Source organism: Rhizobium sp. Root1220 (assembly GCF_001426265.1).
Lineage (GTDB): Bacteria > Pseudomonadota > Alphaproteobacteria > Rhizobiales > Rhizobiaceae > Rhizobium.
Genome location: NZ_LMDG01000017.1, coordinates 23622 through 36060, shown reverse-complemented (window position 1 = coordinate 36060; position 12439 = coordinate 23622). Strand labels below are relative to the sequence as shown.

The 12439-nt window shown below is 57.6% G+C and carries 23 protein-coding genes and 1 pseudogene; all 24 read left to right on the top strand.

Going from position 1 to position 12439, the window contains the following annotated elements; translation table 11 throughout:
- Window positions 1–97 (top strand): annotated as a pseudogene (locus ASC90_RS28220) (elongation factor Tu); the annotation flags it as partial.
- Window positions 98–406: 309 nt separating this feature from the next.
- Window positions 407–715 (top strand): 30S ribosomal protein S10, encoded by a 309-nt coding sequence (rpsJ, locus tag ASC90_RS13840; protein WP_003547547.1) that lies wholly within the window; start codon window positions 407–409, stop codon window positions 713–715.
- A 40-nt stretch (window positions 716–755) separates the two neighbouring features.
- Entirely contained in the window at window positions 756–1397 is a 642-nt protein-coding gene (rplC, locus tag ASC90_RS13835) for a 50S ribosomal protein L3 (RefSeq protein ID WP_056541245.1), read from the top strand.
- A 13-nt stretch (window positions 1398–1410) separates the two neighbouring features.
- Window positions 1411–2031: a 50S ribosomal protein L4 gene (rplD, locus tag ASC90_RS13830; protein ID WP_056541241.1), complete on the top strand. Its 621-nt coding sequence runs from the start codon at window positions 1411–1413 to the stop codon at window positions 2029–2031.
- Window positions 2028–2321 (top strand): 50S ribosomal protein L23, encoded by a 294-nt coding sequence (locus ASC90_RS13825; protein ID WP_056541238.1) that lies wholly within the window; start codon window positions 2028–2030, stop codon window positions 2319–2321. Before rplD ends, ASC90_RS13825 begins: the two co-directional genes overlap by 4 nt.
- Before the next feature lie 11 nt (window positions 2322–2332).
- Window positions 2333–3169 (top strand): 50S ribosomal protein L2, encoded by an 837-nt coding sequence (gene rplB, locus ASC90_RS13820; protein WP_056541235.1) that lies wholly within the window; start codon window positions 2333–2335, stop codon window positions 3167–3169.
- Window positions 3170–3184: 15 nt separating this feature from the next.
- Window positions 3185–3463, top strand: coding sequence for a 30S ribosomal protein S19 (rpsS, locus tag ASC90_RS13815; protein ID WP_056541232.1), 279 nt, complete (start codon window positions 3185–3187; stop codon window positions 3461–3463).
- Between the two features lie 2 nt (window positions 3464–3465).
- Window positions 3466–3858, top strand: coding sequence for a 50S ribosomal protein L22 (gene rplV / locus ASC90_RS13810; RefSeq protein WP_056541228.1), 393 nt, complete (start codon window positions 3466–3468; stop codon window positions 3856–3858).
- Window positions 3858–4577, top strand: a complete 720-nt coding sequence (rpsC, locus tag ASC90_RS13805) for a 30S ribosomal protein S3 (RefSeq protein WP_018900270.1) — start codon at window positions 3858–3860, stop codon at window positions 4575–4577. The genes rplV and rpsC overlap by 1 nt, the downstream gene beginning before the upstream one ends.
- A 36-nt stretch (window positions 4578–4613) precedes the next feature.
- Window positions 4614–5027 carry a 50S ribosomal protein L16 gene (rplP, locus tag ASC90_RS13800; RefSeq protein ID WP_003573792.1) on the top strand — a complete coding sequence of 138 codons (414 nt, stop codon included), beginning with the start codon at window positions 4614–4616 and terminating at the stop codon, window positions 5025–5027.
- Between the two features lie 12 nt (window positions 5028–5039).
- On the top strand, window positions 5040–5240 hold the full coding sequence (gene rpmC / locus ASC90_RS13795) for a 50S ribosomal protein L29 (RefSeq protein ID WP_016553554.1): 201 nt from the start codon (window positions 5040–5042) through the stop codon (window positions 5238–5240).
- A 4-nt stretch (window positions 5241–5244) separates the two neighbouring features.
- Complete coding sequence (rpsQ, locus tag ASC90_RS13790; protein WP_056541225.1) at window positions 5245–5484, top strand: 30S ribosomal protein S17; 240 nt, start codon at window positions 5245–5247, stop codon at window positions 5482–5484.
- A gap of 260 nt (window positions 5485–5744) precedes the next feature.
- On the top strand, window positions 5745–6113 hold the full coding sequence (gene rplN, locus ASC90_RS13785; protein WP_037063292.1) for a 50S ribosomal protein L14: 369 nt from the start codon (window positions 5745–5747) through the stop codon (window positions 6111–6113).
- Between the two features lie 12 nt (window positions 6114–6125).
- Window positions 6126–6428 (top strand): 50S ribosomal protein L24, encoded by a 303-nt coding sequence (rplX, locus tag ASC90_RS13780; protein ID WP_056541222.1) that lies wholly within the window; start codon window positions 6126–6128, stop codon window positions 6426–6428.
- Complete coding sequence (gene rplE, locus ASC90_RS13775) at window positions 6428–6985, top strand: 50S ribosomal protein L5 (protein WP_056541219.1); 558 nt, start codon at window positions 6428–6430, stop codon at window positions 6983–6985. Before rplX ends, rplE begins: the two co-directional genes overlap by 1 nt.
- Window positions 6986–7017: 32 nt before the next feature.
- Entirely contained in the window at window positions 7018–7323 is a 306-nt protein-coding gene (gene rpsN / locus ASC90_RS13770; protein ID WP_056541216.1) for a 30S ribosomal protein S14, read from the top strand.
- 12 nt (window positions 7324–7335) lie between these two features.
- A complete protein-coding gene (gene rpsH / locus ASC90_RS13765; protein ID WP_018900264.1) occupies window positions 7336–7734 on the top strand; it encodes a 30S ribosomal protein S8 in 399 nt (132 codons plus the stop codon).
- A 42-nt stretch (window positions 7735–7776) separates the two neighbouring features.
- Window positions 7777–8310 carry a 50S ribosomal protein L6 gene (rplF, locus tag ASC90_RS13760; RefSeq protein ID WP_056541213.1) on the top strand — a complete coding sequence of 178 codons (534 nt, stop codon included), beginning with the start codon at window positions 7777–7779 and terminating at the stop codon, window positions 8308–8310.
- 12 nt (window positions 8311–8322) lie between these two features.
- Entirely contained in the window at window positions 8323–8685 is a 363-nt protein-coding gene (gene rplR / locus ASC90_RS13755; RefSeq protein ID WP_034480424.1) for a 50S ribosomal protein L18, read from the top strand.
- Window positions 8686–8818: 133 nt separating this feature from the next.
- Complete coding sequence (gene rpsE / locus ASC90_RS13750) at window positions 8819–9388, top strand: 30S ribosomal protein S5 (protein WP_016553561.1); 570 nt, start codon at window positions 8819–8821, stop codon at window positions 9386–9388.
- 13 nt (window positions 9389–9401) lie between these two features.
- Window positions 9402–9611 carry a 50S ribosomal protein L30 gene (rpmD, locus tag ASC90_RS13745; protein WP_007531681.1) on the top strand — a complete coding sequence of 70 codons (210 nt, stop codon included), beginning with the start codon at window positions 9402–9404 and terminating at the stop codon, window positions 9609–9611.
- A gap of 16 nt (window positions 9612–9627) precedes the next feature.
- On the top strand, window positions 9628–10101 hold the full coding sequence (gene rplO / locus ASC90_RS13740; protein WP_056541209.1) for a 50S ribosomal protein L15: 474 nt from the start codon (window positions 9628–9630) through the stop codon (window positions 10099–10101).
- Window positions 10102–10340: 239 nt separating this feature from the next.
- Window positions 10341–11681 (top strand): preprotein translocase subunit SecY, encoded by a 1341-nt coding sequence (gene secY / locus ASC90_RS13735; protein WP_056541206.1) that lies wholly within the window; start codon window positions 10341–10343, stop codon window positions 11679–11681.
- Window positions 11678–12328, top strand: a complete 651-nt coding sequence (locus ASC90_RS13730) for an adenylate kinase (RefSeq protein ID WP_056541203.1) — start codon at window positions 11678–11680, stop codon at window positions 12326–12328. The genes secY and ASC90_RS13730 overlap by 4 nt, the downstream gene beginning before the upstream one ends.
- The last annotated feature ends 111 nt before the right edge of the window (window positions 12329–12439 follow it).

Here is a 12439-nt window from a genome sequence, read left to right as displayed (position 1 = left end):
GATCGTTCCGATCGCGATGGAAGAAAAGCTGCGCTTCGCTATCCGCGAAGGCGGCCGTACCGTCGGCGCAGGCATCGTCGCCTCCATCGTCGAGTAATCGAAACCGGTGGCTTTATCCAGGGCCGCCGATTCGATGACATTATTATGATGCGGGCGGCTCTGGCCGCTTGCATATTGCAGCGAAATACGGCAAATGGCGCGCAAGCGCTGTTTGCGTGCTGCTTCGTTATTCGAAGCGGCGACAAAGCTAACGATAAGGTGGCCCGACAAGGCCTGAAGACTGGATAGGGATGCCTTACCTCGGCGTCCTTCTCGATCTTTGAAACCGGTGGTCCGCCTTAGGAAATACGAACAATCCGTGTCTTCAACAAAGACATGAAAATAACAAACACAAGGATAACGTCGAATGAACGGCCAAAATATCCGCATTCGCCTGAAGGCGTTCGATCACCGAATTCTCGATGCTTCCACGCGCGAGATTGTGTCGACGGCGAAGCGCACCGGAGCTAGCGTCCGGGGCCCCGTTCCGCTTCCGACCCGCATCGAGAAGTTTACGGTTAACCGGTCCCCACACATCGACAAGAAGAGCCGCGAGCAGTTCGAGATGCGCACACATAAGCGCCTTCTCGACATCGTTGACCCGACACCGCAGACGGTAGACGCGCTGATGAAGCTCGATCTCGCCGCTGGTGTCGATGTTGAGATCAAGCTCTGAGACGTCACGTCTCTTGAGCTGAGTGAGAAGGATTGAACCGATGCGTTCAGGTGTGATTGCACAGAAGGTGGGAATGACCCGCGTCTATAACGACGCTGGCGAACATGTCCCTGTAACGGTATTGCGCATGGAGACCGTCCAGGTCGTGGCCCAGCGCACAGTTGAAAAGAACGGCTACGCTGCAGTTCAGCTCGGTGCTGGCACGGCGAAGGTCAAGAATACGTCCAAGGCCATGCGCGGCAACTTCGCGGTAGCCAACGTCGAGCCGAAGGCAAAGCTTGCTGAATTCCGCGTGACGGAAGACAACCTGCTGGAAGTCGGAACCGAGATCAAGGCTGGCCACTTCGCCGCCGGACAGCTCGTCGACGTCACGGGCACGACCATTGGTAAGGGCTTTGCCGGCGCCATGAAGCGTCACGGCTTCGGCGGTCTGCGCGCTACGCACGGTGTGTCGGTTTCGCACCGTTCGCACGGTTCGACTGGCTCGCGTCAGGATCCGGGCAAGGTGTTCAAGAACAAGAAGATGGCTGGTCACATGGGCCAGACGCGCGTTACGACTCAGAACCTTGAAGTGGTTTCGACCGATGAAGATCGCGGTCTGATCCTGATCAAGGGTGCAGTACCCGGTTCCAAGGGTGCCTGGATCATCGTGCGCGACGCCGTCAAGTCGGCCGCGAAGTAAGGGAGCCAGACCAATGGAATTCAACGTCAAGACCCTCGAGGGAAAAGACGCAGGGAAGGTTTCTCTTTCTGACGCGATTTTCGGCCTCGAACCCCGCGAAGACATTCTAGCCCGCGTCATCCGCTGGCAGCTTGCCAAGAAGCAGCAGGGAACGCACAAGGCCAAGGGCCGCGCCGAAATATGGCGTACCGGTGGCAAGATGTACAAGCAGAAGGGTACGGGCCGCGCTCGTCACCATTCGGCTCGCGCTCCGCAGTTCCGTGGCGGTGGTAAGGCTCACGGACCGGTTGTCCGCAGCCACGAACACGACCTTCCCAAGAAGGTTCGCGCTCTCGGCCTGCGTCTCGCTCTCTCGGCGAAGCTGAAGTCGGATGATGTCATCATTATCGACAACCTGGTTGCTACGGAAGCAAAGACCAAGGCGCTGGCGTCGACCTTTGCGACGCTCGGCCTGACCAACGCTCTCTTCATCGGTGGCGCTGAACTTGATGGCAACTTCAAGCTTGCAGCCGCGAACATCCCGAATATCGATGTTCTCCCGATCCAGGGCATCAACGTTTACGACATCGTTCGTCGCGGCAAGCTCGTGCTTTCCAAGGCTGCGGTTGAAGCTCTAGAGGAGCGTTTCAAGTGACCGATATTCGCCACTATGATGTGATCGTCTCGCCGGCGATCACCGAAAAGTCCACTCTGGTATCGGAAAACAACCAGGTTGTTTTCAACGTCGCAAAGACGGCGTCGAAGCCGGAAATCAAGGCTGCAGTCGAGGCGCTCTTCGGCGTCAAGGTCACGGCCGTCAACACCCTGCTCCGCAAGGGCAAGACCAAGCGTTTTCGCGGTTTTGTCGGCAAGCAGAAGGACGTGAAGAAGGCAATCGTGACTTTGGCTGAAGGCCAGACGATCGACGTCTCCACCGGTCTCTGAGGAATATAAAAATGGCATTGAAAACATTCAATCCTACGACCCCGAGCCAGCGTCAGCTGGTCATCGTTGATCGCTCCTCGCTCTACAAGGGCAAGCCGGTCAAGTCGTTGACGCAGGGTCTGACCAAGAGCGGCGGTCGTAACAACCTCGGCCGCATCACTGCCCGCTTCATCGGTGGCGGTCACAAGCGTACCTACCGTCTGATCGACTTCAAGCGTCGCAAGTTTGAAGTCGAAGGCACGGTTCAGCGTATCGAATACGACCCGAACCGTACGGCGTTCATTGCGCTCATCGCTTACGCAGACGGCGAACAGGCCTATATCATCGCTCCGCAGCGCCTTGCTGCCGGCGATAAGGTCATTGCCTCTGAAAAGGCTGTTGACGTGAAGCCAGGCAATACGATGCCTCTGCAGTTCATCCCGGTTGGCTCCATCATCCACAACGTGGAAATGAAGCCGGGCAAGGGTGGACAGATCGCGCGCTCTGCCGGTTCTTACGCACAGCTCGTTGGTCGCGATGCAGGCATGGCGATCCTTCGCCTGAACTCTGGCGAACAGCGTCTCGTGCCGGGCTCCTGCCTTGCTTCGATCGGTGCTGTTTCCAACCCGGATCACGCCAACATCAACGACGGCAAGGCCGGTCGTACGGTATGGCGCGGCAAGCGTCCGCATAACCGCGGCGTCGTCATGAACCCGGTCGACCACCCGCACGGTGGTGGTGAAGGTCGCACATCCGGTGGTCGTCACCCAGTTTCTCCGTGGGGCAAGCCGACCAAGGGCAAGCGTACACGGTCGAACAAGTCGACCGACAAGATGATCATGCGCTCGCGTCATCAGCGTAAGAAGTAAGAGAGGAAGTCTCCAATGGCTCGTTCAGTATGGAAAGGTCCGTTCATTGACGGCTATCTTCTCAAGAAGGCTGAGAAGGTTCGTGAAGGCGGACGTGCAGAAGTAATCAAGATCTGGAGCCGTCGCTCCACGATCCTGCCGCAGTTCGTCGGTCTCACCTTCGGCGTCTACAACGGCAGCAAGCATATTCCGGTCAACGTCAATGAAGACATGGTCGGTCACAAATTCGGTGAATTCTCTCCGACCCGGACCTACTACGGTCACGGTGCGGACAAGAAGGCAAAGAGGAAGTAACGATGGGCAAGGCAAAAGCCGAACGCCGGCTGAAGGACAACGAGGCGCAAGCAGTCGCCCGCACGCTCCGCGTCAGCCCACAGAAGCTCAACCTGGTTGCTGCGGCTATCCGCGGCAAGAAGGTGGAGCGTGCTCTCGCTGAGCTGGAATTCTCCCGCAAGCGCATTGCAGGTGCTGTCAAGAAGACGCTTGAATCTGCGATCGCAAACGCCGAGAACAACCATGATCTCGATGTTGACTCGCTCGTCGTGGCGGAAGCCTACGTTGGCAAGTCGATCGTCATGAAGCGTTTCCACGCTCGTGGCCGTGGTCGTGCATCGCGCGTCGAAAAGCCCTTCGCGCACCTCACGATCGTCGTCCGCGAAGTTGTAGCAGCCACCGAGGAGGCCGCATAATGGGTCAGAAAATCAATCCAATTGGTTTCCGTCTTGGCATCAACCGTACCTGGGATAGCCGCTGGTTTGCGGACAATGCCGAGTATGGCCAGCTGCTGCACGAAGACCTGAAGATGCGCAAGTTCGTGATGAGCGAGCTGAAGCAGGCCGGTATCTCCAAGGTGGTCATCGAGCGTCCGCACAAGAAGTGCCGCGTCACGATCCACTCGGCTCGTCCGGGCCTGATCATCGGCAAGAAGGGCGCAGACATCGACAAGCTCCGCAAGAAGCTGTCGGACATGACGAACTCGGAAACGCACCTCAACATCGTTGAAGTACGCAAGCCGGAAGTCGACGCTGTCCTGGTCGCTCAGTCGATCGCTCAGCAGCTCGAGCGTCGTGTTGCTTTCCGTCGCGCCATGAAGCGCGCCGTTCAGTCTGCAATGCGTCTTGGCGCCGAAGGCATCAAGATCACCTGCGCAGGCCGTCTCGGTGGTGCTGAAATCGCTCGTACGGAATGGTACCGCGAAGGTCGCGTTCCGCTGCACACGCTGCGCGCTGACATTGACTATGGCACAGCCGAAGCGGAAACCGCTTTTGGTATCTGCGGCATCAAGGTTTGGATCTTCAAGGGAGAAATCCTTGAGCATGATCCGATGGCCTCCGAGCGCCGCGCACTCGAGGGTGATGCTCAGGGTCCGGCTAGCCGTGATCGCGATCGTCGCCGCGACAACGCCTAATAGCGTTGGTGGCAGATAAGTTCGGAGAATAAGAAAATGTTGCAGCCAAAGCGTACCAAGTACCGCAAGCAATTTAAGGGCCGCATCAAGGGCGTCGCCAAGGGTGGTTCAGACCTCGCTTTCGGTGAATTCGGCCTTAAGGCTCAGGAGCCGAACCGCGTGAATGCACGCGAGATCGAAGCGGCACGCCGCGCGATCACGCGTTACATGAAGCGCGCCGGCCGAGTATGGATCCGCGTGTTCCCGGATGTTCCGGTAACCGCAAAGCCGACCGAAGTCCGTATGGGTAAGGGTAAGGGCTCTGTTGAATATTGGGCATGCAAGGTCAAGCCAGGCCGCATGATGTTCGAAATCGACGGTGTCAGCGAAGAAATCGCTCGCGAAGCTCTTCGTCTTGGCTCTGCCAAGCTCTCGGTCAAGACGCGCTTCGTACAGCGCATTGCAGAGTAAGGAGCAAGGCACATGAAAGCCGAAGAAGTTCGCGGCCTGACAGCCGATCAGCTCAAGGACAAGCTTGCCGACCTGAAGAAGGAGCAGTTCAACCTGCGCTTCCAGAAGGCCACCGGTCAGCTCGAAAAGTCCTCCCGCGTCAACGAAGTCCGTAAAGACATCGCCCGCGTGAAAACCATTGCCCGCCAGAAGGCGGCAGAAGCAAAGGCCTAAGAATATGCCGAAGCGCATCCTGCAGGGCGTCGTCGTTGGCGACAAGAACGAAAAGACTGTAGTTGTCCGCGTTGAGCGTCGTTTCGCTCATCCGCTGCTCCAGAAGACCGTTCGTCGTTCCAAGAAGTACAAGGCCCACGACGAGAATAACCAGTTTAAGATCGGCGACGCCGTTTCCATCGAGGAATGCGCACCGATCTCCAAGGACAAGCGTTGGACGGTCGTTTCCGCCCAAGGCAAGTAAGATTTTTCCGCGAGGCCTTGCGTCTCGCGGGAATATCTGTATGAAGCAGCGTCAGAACGCTCGTTCGTCGAGCGTTCTTTTGCTTTGAGCGCACGGAAGGTCCCGTTGGGAAACCACCCTGGCATGATCGATCCCGCGCTATTCAAGCTATTGCCGTGTTTTCGCCTGCTCTCGTGGCAAGCGGCCGGCTGACAATTTTCATATGCCGGGGTAGGGGGCGCAAGCCCAACCATTCCGGTAAACCAAGAAGGCGACCTGATATGATTCAGATGCAAACAAACCTCGACGTGGCGGATAATTCCGGCGCACGTCGTGTCATGTGCATCAAGGTGCTGGGCGGTTCAAAGCGCAAGTATGCCTCGATCGGCGACATTATTGTCGTTTCGATCAAGGAAGCTATTCCGCGCGGCCGCGTGAAGAAGGGTGACGTGATGAAGGCGGTTGTCGTTCGTACCGCCAAGGAAATCCGTCGCGTTGATGGCAGTGTCATCCGCTTCGACACCAATGCAGCAGTCCTCATCGACAACAAGAAAGAGCCGATCGGCACCCGTATCTTCGGACCGGTTCCGCGCGAACTTCGCGCCAAGAACCATATGAAGATCATCTCGCTCGCTCCAGAAGTATTGTAAGGAGCGCGAACGATGCAAAAGATTCGTAAGGGCGACACGGTCGTCATGCTCGCAGGCAAGGACAAGGGCCGTACCGGCGAAGTCCTGCAGGTTCTGCCCAAGGAAGATCGCGCCGTGGTTCGTGGCGTCAACGTCGTAAAGCGCCATCAGCGCCAGACGCAGACACAGGAAGCCGGCATCATCAGCAAGGAAGCCTCGGTTCACTTGTCCAACGTCTCGATCATCGACAAGGACGGCAAGCCGACCCGCGTCGGTTTCAAGGTTGTTGAAGGCAAGAAGGTCCGTGTGGCCAAGCGTTCCGGTGAGGTGATCTGATGGCTGAGGCAAAGTACGAGCCACGGCTCAAGAAAGAATACGTCGAGCGCATTCGCGCGGCGATGCAGGAGAAGTTCTCCTTCGCCAACGAGATGCAGATCCCCAGGCTCGACAAGATCGTGATCAACATGGGTGTTGGTGAAGCAACGGCTGATTCGAAGAAGCCGTCTGTTGCCGCAGCTGACCTGGCCGCCATCGCTGGCCAGAAGGCGGTCATCACCCGTGCACGCACCTCCATCGCGGGCTTTAAGCTCCGTGAGGATATGCCGATCGGCGCAAAGGTTACCCTGCGCGGCGCTCGCATGTACGAGTTTCTGGACCGCCTGATCAACATCGCGCTTCCGCGCGTTCGAGACTTCCGCGGCCTGAACCCGAAAAGCTTTGACGGCCGTGGCAACTTCGCCATGGGCATCAAGGAACACATTGTGTTCCCTGAGATCAACTACGACAAGGTTGATCAGATGTGGGGCATGGACATCATCGTTTGCACGACGGCAACGAAGGACGACGAGGCACGGGCTCTCTTGACAGAGTTCAACTTCCCGTTCCGTCAGTAACCGTAACGACGAGCGTAGAAAAGGAACCACACATGGCGAAGACAAGCGCAGTTGAAAAGAACAAGCGCCGCCGTAATACGGTCGCAAACCAGGCTGCAAAGCGTGCAGCTCTGAAGGCGACCATCATGAACCAGGCTCTTCCGATCGAAGAGCGGTTCAAGGCCTCGGTCAAGCTGGCATCCCTGCCGCGCGATGGATCGAAGACCCGTATTCGCAACCGTTGTGAAGTATCGGGCCGTCCGCGCGCATACTACCGCAAACTGCGCATGTCGCGTATTGCGCTGCGTGAACTCGGCAATCTCGGCAAGGTGCCGGGCATCGTCAAGTCCAGCTGGTAAGGAGCAGGTTAGATGACAATGACTGATCCGTTGGGCGATATGCTCACTCGCATCCGCAACGGCGCTTCTCGCCGCAAGTCGTCGGTATCGACGCCTGCTTCGAAGCTCCGTGCACGCGTTCTCGATGTACTGCAGGCTGAAGGCTACATCCGTGGCTACGCTCTTGTCGATTTCGGCAATGGCAAGTCTGAGATCAACATCGAGTTGAAGTACTATGAAGGCGCATCGGTGATCCGTGAGATCGGCCGTGTGTCCAAGCCGGGCCGCCGGGTTTATGTCTCGGTCAAGTCCATTCCGCAGGTCGCGAACGGTCTCGGCATCACCATCCTTTCGACTCCGAAGGGTGTGATGGCAGATCACCAGGCTCGCGAACAGAACGTTGGTGGCGAGGTTCTTTGCTCGGTATTCTAATACCGGGCATCGATCTCCATAGCGAACAGACAGGATTGAAACATGTCTCGTATCGGTAAGAAGCCCGTTCAGATACCTGCTGGGATTACGGCTACGGTCGAAGGCCAGAAGGTTACTGCAAAGGGCCCGAAGGGCGAACTCTTCTTCGTCGCAAATGACGAAGTCGGCGTTAAGCTCGAAGATAATGCGGTAGTCGTTACTCCGCTCACGCAGTCGAAGGATGCTCGTTCGAAGTGGGGCATGTCCCGCACGATGATCGAGAACATCTTCACGGGTGTTAAGGACGGCTACGAGCGCAAGCTCGAAATCAGCGGCGTCGGTTACCGCGCTTCGCTGCAGGGCAAGAACCTGCAGCTGGCACTCGGTTTCAGCCATGACGTTGTTTACCAGACCCCGGAAGGCATCACGATTGCCGTTCCGAAGCCTACTGAAATTGTTGTCACTGGCATCAATAAGCAGCAGGTCGGTCAGGTCGCCGCCGAAATCCGCGAATACCGCGGTCCTGAGCCTTACAAGGGCAAGGGCGTCAAGTATGCCGGCGAACGTATCGTTCGCAAAGAAGGCAAGAAGAAGTAAGGATCACGCGAAATGGCTAGCAGGAAAGAAGCACTTGCACGTCGTGCCAACCGCGTGCGCCGTCAAATCAAGTCGGTGGCCAATGGTCGTCCGCGCCTGTCGGTTCATCGCTCCTCGAAGAACATCTACGTTCAGGTTATCGACGATGTTGCTGGCAAGACGCTCGCGTCTGCCTCCACGCTCGATAAGGACCTGCGCGGTTCTCTGAAGACCGGTGCTGACACAGCCGCCGCCGCCCTCGTGGGCAAGCTCGTTGCTGAGCGTGCCTCCAAGGCTGGCGTCAAGGAAGTCGTATTCGACCGTGGTGCCTTCATCTACCACGGCCGTATCAAGGCCCTGGCTGAAGCAGCTCGCGAAGGCGGTCTGTCGTTCTGATCACGATTTCCGGCCGGAGCTTGCAGCTTCCGGCCGGATTTTCACCGGACCGCAAACACTCTTCATATGAGGAGGTTGATGCGGTCTTCGTTTTGTTTGCCGTTCCACCCGCAAAAGAAAAAGGATAAGGACAATGGCACAGGAAAGAAGAGGTTCTCGCGACGATCGCCAGAACCGTGAGGAACGCGATAGCGAATTCGTCGACAAGTTGGTCGCGATCAACCGCGTTGCCAAGGTTGTAAAGGGTGGCCGCCGTTTCGGTTTCGCCGCTCTCGTCGTCGTTGGTGACCAGAAGGGCCGCGTTGGCTTTGGTCACGGCAAGGCACGCGAAGTGCCGGAAGCAATCCGCAAGGCGACTGAAGCTGCCAAGCGCGAACTGATCTTCGTACCGCTGCGTGACGGCCGTACGCTGCATCACGACGTTCATGGCCGCCATGGCGCCGGCAAGGTTCTGCTTCGTTCGGCCAAGGTCGGTACCGGTATTATCGCTGGTGGTCCGATGCGTGCCGTTTTCGAAACGCTCGGCGTTCACGACGTCGTTGCCAAGTCGACTGGTTCGTCGAACCCATACAACATGGTTCGCGCTACCTTCGACGCTCTGAAGCACCAGGTTCACCCGAAGGACATCGCAGCTCAGCGCGGCATCAAGTATGCTACGCTTCAGGCTCGCCGTGCCGCTTCTGGCAACGCTTCTGAAGAATAAGAGGAGCTGATCCATGGCCAAGGCTACAAAGAAGACCGAAGCTAAGACGGTCACCGTCGAGCAGATCGGTAGCCCGATTCGCCGTCCGGACGTACAGCAGCGCACGCTGATCGGTCTCGGATTGAACAAGATGCACCGTCGTCGCACGCTGGAAGATACCCCTTCCGTTCGTGGCATGATCCGTGCTGTCCAGCATCTCGTTCGCGTCGTCGACGAGAAGTAAGCCGGGAGTATTCGCTATGAAACTCAATGAAATCAAAGACAACGAGGGTTCGACCCACAGCCGCAAGCGCCTCGGCCGCGGTATCGGTTCGGGCTCGGGCAAGACCGGTGGTCGCGGCGTCAAGGGTCAGAAGTCCCGCTCGGGCGTTGCCATCAACGGCTTCGAAGGCGGTCAGATGCCAATCTACCGTCGTCTGCCGAAGCGCGGCTTCAACAACATCTTCAAGGCCGACTTCGTTGTCGTGTCGCTGGAGCGTGTTCAGGCCGCGATCGACGCTGGCAAGCTCGACGCCAAGTCAACGGTTGACGCGGCAGCGCTCAAGGCTGCCGGCGTTATCCGTCGCATCAAGGACGGCGTTCGCGTTCTCGCCGATGGCGAGCTGAAGGCAAAGGTCAAGTTCGAAGTTGCCGGCGCTTCCAAGCCTGCGGTCGAAAAGATCGAAAAGGCTGGCGGTTCCGTCACGCTTCTTTCTGCCGCAGCTGCGGAATGATATAATCTATGATAAGTCGCCCGGGGTGCTTCACACCGGGCGATTTTGCTCCCATATGTGAGCCTCACAAAAACCGGCGGACGCACGTGCGTCATGGACGGTGGGACTAAAAACAGGGTGAGGCATGGTTGCGCCCGCAATCCGTCCGAAGCCCGCTTTTGAATAATTCAGAAATGCCGTTTCCGGGGTAGAAGCCCTTCGCTTGGCTGAAGCCTGAAATCGGTAGCGCGGAGAATCGCATGGCGTCTGCAGCGGAACAGTTGGCTTCCAACCTTAATTTCTCGACCTTCGCCAAAGCCGAGGATCTCAAGAAGCGCCTGTGGTTCACACTTGCAGCTCTCCTCGTGTACCGGCTGGGTACGCATATTCCGCTCCCGGGCCTCAATCCAGAAGCTTACGCGCAGGCTTTCAGCAGCCAGTCCGGTGGCATTCTCGGTCTCTTCAACATGTTCTCGGGCGGCGCTGTGCAGCGCATGGCAATTTTCGCGCTCGGCATCATGCCTTACATCTCGGCTTCAATTATCGTTCAGCTGATGACTTCGGTCGTGCCGGCCCTCGAGAACCTGAAGAAGGAAGGCGAGCAGGGCCGCAAGATCATCAATCAGTACACGCGTTACGGGACAGTTCTCCTCGGCGCGCTGCAGGCCTATGGAATTTCGGTTGGTCTCGAGAGCGGCAACGGTCTTGTCGTCGATCCCGGCATCTTCTTCCGTGTCTCGACCGTCATCACGCTCCTCGGCGGCACGATGTTCCTGATGTGGCTCGGCGAACAGATCACGTCGCGCGGTATCGGCAATGGTATTTCGCTGATCATCTTTGCGGGCATCGCTGCTGGGCTTCCGACCGCGCTGGCTGGCACGCTCGAACTCGGCCGCACGGGCGCCCTGTCGACCACCCTTATTCTCGCGGTGATCGTCGTTGCCATTGCCGTCATCGCGATCATCGTTTTTGTGGAACGTGCCCAGCGCCGCCTTCTGATTCAGTATCCGAAGCGCCAGGTAGGCAATCGCATGTTCCAGGGCGATACCTCGCATCTGCCGCTGAAACTCAATACCTCTGGCGTTATCCCGGCTATCTTCGCGTCTTCGCTGCTCTTGCTGCCAGCGACGATCGCAGGCTTCGCCAACACGACTGCCTTGCCTGGCTGGGCGACATCCATCGTTGCCGCGCTTGGCCATGGCCAGCCGCTCTACATGCTGCTCTACGGTCTCTTGATCGCCTTCTTCGCTTTCTTCTATACGGCGATCGTCTTCAATCCGAAGGACACCGCCGACAATCTGAAGAAGCATGGTGGCTTCATTCCCGGCATCCGGCCGGGCGAACGGACCGCGGAGTATATCGATTACGTCCTGACACGTATTACGGTGATTGGTGCGATCTATCTGGTCTTCGTGTGCATTCTGCCGGAAATCCTGGTTTCGCAAACGGGCATTCCTTTGGCTCTTGGTGGTACCTCGCTTTTGATCGTGGTTAGCGTCACGCTCGATACCGTTGCACAGATCCAGGGTCATCTCATCGCGCAGCAATACGAGGGGTTGATCAAGAAATCGAAGTTGCGTGGAGGAAAGAGGGGGAGATGAGGCTTATACTGTTAGGGCCGCCGGGCGCGGGTAAGGGGACCCAGGCTCAGCGGATCGTGGAAAAGTACGGAATTCCGCAACTTTCCACGGGGGATATGCTCCGTGCAGCTGTTGCGGCCGGCACGGAAGTCGGCAAGCGAGCCAAGGCTGTCATGGACGCTGGCAAGCTTGTTTCCGACGAGATCGTCAATGCCATCGTATCCGAGCGTCTTGATGCTCCGGATTGCGCCAAGGGCTTCATACTTGACGGCTTTCCAAGGACCCTCGTCCAGGCCGATGCGACGGAAGCCATGCTGAAGGGCAAAGGCATCGAACTGTCGAAGGTCATCGAAATTCAGGTGGACGAGAATATCCTGGCTGACCGTGTTTCGGGTCGATATACATGCGCCAACTGCGGCGCTGGCTATCACGACATCAACGTGAAGCCGAAAGTGGAGGGGGTTTGCGACCGTTGCGGTTCGACTCACTTCAAGCGGCGCCCGGACGACAACCGAGAGACGGTCGTCACTCGACTCGGCGCCTACTACAAGGAAACATCGCCGCTGATCGGCTACTACTATGCCAAGGGCAAGTTGAAGTCGGTTGACGGCATGGCAGACATCGATCACGTCACAAGCGAGATCGAATCCATCCTTTCGAAGCTTTAGGGCTTTGGAAATAAAACTTGGCGGAAACAGTTGCTTTTCGACACTGATTCCGCTAAACACCGCGCCAACTCGCGACATCTGCTGCGATCGGCGCGGACTTCCCAAGGGAAT

Bases quoted from the DNA above. Each gene is read 5' to 3' on its own strand.
- rplN (WP_037063292.1), top strand. From the start codon at position 5,745: ATGATTCAGATGCAAACAAACCTCGACGTGGCGGATAATTCCGGCGCA.
- rplC (WP_056541245.1), top strand. From the start codon at position 756: ATGCGTTCAGGTGTGATTGCACAGAAGGTGGGAATGACCCGCGTCTAT.
- rpsN (WP_056541216.1), top strand. From the start codon at position 7,018: ATGGCGAAGACAAGCGCAGTTGAAAAGAACAAGCGCCGCCGTAATACG.
- rpmD (WP_007531681.1), top strand. From the start codon at position 9,402: ATGGCCAAGGCTACAAAGAAGACCGAAGCTAAGACGGTCACCGTCGAG.
- rplR (WP_034480424.1), top strand. From the start codon at position 8,323: ATGGCTAGCAGGAAAGAAGCACTTGCACGTCGTGCCAACCGCGTGCGC.
- rpmC (WP_016553554.1), top strand. From the start codon at position 5,040: ATGAAAGCCGAAGAAGTTCGCGGCCTGACAGCCGATCAGCTCAAGGAC.
- rpsJ (WP_003547547.1), top strand. From the start codon at position 407: ATGAACGGCCAAAATATCCGCATTCGCCTGAAGGCGTTCGATCACCGA.
- rpsS (WP_056541232.1), top strand. From the start codon at position 3,185: ATGGCTCGTTCAGTATGGAAAGGTCCGTTCATTGACGGCTATCTTCTC.
- rplB (WP_056541235.1), top strand. From the start codon at position 2,333: ATGGCATTGAAAACATTCAATCCTACGACCCCGAGCCAGCGTCAGCTG.
- rplD (WP_056541241.1), top strand. From the start codon at position 1,411: ATGGAATTCAACGTCAAGACCCTCGAGGGAAAAGACGCAGGGAAGGTT.
- rpsH (WP_018900264.1), top strand. From the start codon at position 7,336: ATGACAATGACTGATCCGTTGGGCGATATGCTCACTCGCATCCGCAAC.
- rpsE (WP_016553561.1), top strand. From the start codon at position 8,819: ATGGCACAGGAAAGAAGAGGTTCTCGCGACGATCGCCAGAACCGTGAG.
- rplV (WP_056541228.1), top strand. From the start codon at position 3,466: ATGGGCAAGGCAAAAGCCGAACGCCGGCTGAAGGACAACGAGGCGCAA.
- rplO (WP_056541209.1), top strand. From the start codon at position 9,628: ATGAAACTCAATGAAATCAAAGACAACGAGGGTTCGACCCACAGCCGC.
- rpsQ (WP_056541225.1), top strand. From the start codon at position 5,245: ATGCCGAAGCGCATCCTGCAGGGCGTCGTCGTTGGCGACAAGAACGAA.
- ASC90_RS13730 (WP_056541203.1), top strand. From the start codon at position 11,678: ATGAGGCTTATACTGTTAGGGCCGCCGGGCGCGGGTAAGGGGACCCAG.
- rplF (WP_056541213.1), top strand. From the start codon at position 7,777: ATGTCTCGTATCGGTAAGAAGCCCGTTCAGATACCTGCTGGGATTACG.
- rplE (WP_056541219.1), top strand. From the start codon at position 6,428: ATGGCTGAGGCAAAGTACGAGCCACGGCTCAAGAAAGAATACGTCGAG.
- secY (WP_056541206.1), top strand. From the start codon at position 10,341: ATGGCGTCTGCAGCGGAACAGTTGGCTTCCAACCTTAATTTCTCGACC.
- rpsC (WP_018900270.1), top strand. From the start codon at position 3,858: ATGGGTCAGAAAATCAATCCAATTGGTTTCCGTCTTGGCATCAACCGT.
- rplX (WP_056541222.1), top strand. From the start codon at position 6,126: ATGCAAAAGATTCGTAAGGGCGACACGGTCGTCATGCTCGCAGGCAAG.
- rplP (WP_003573792.1), top strand. From the start codon at position 4,614: ATGTTGCAGCCAAAGCGTACCAAGTACCGCAAGCAATTTAAGGGCCGC.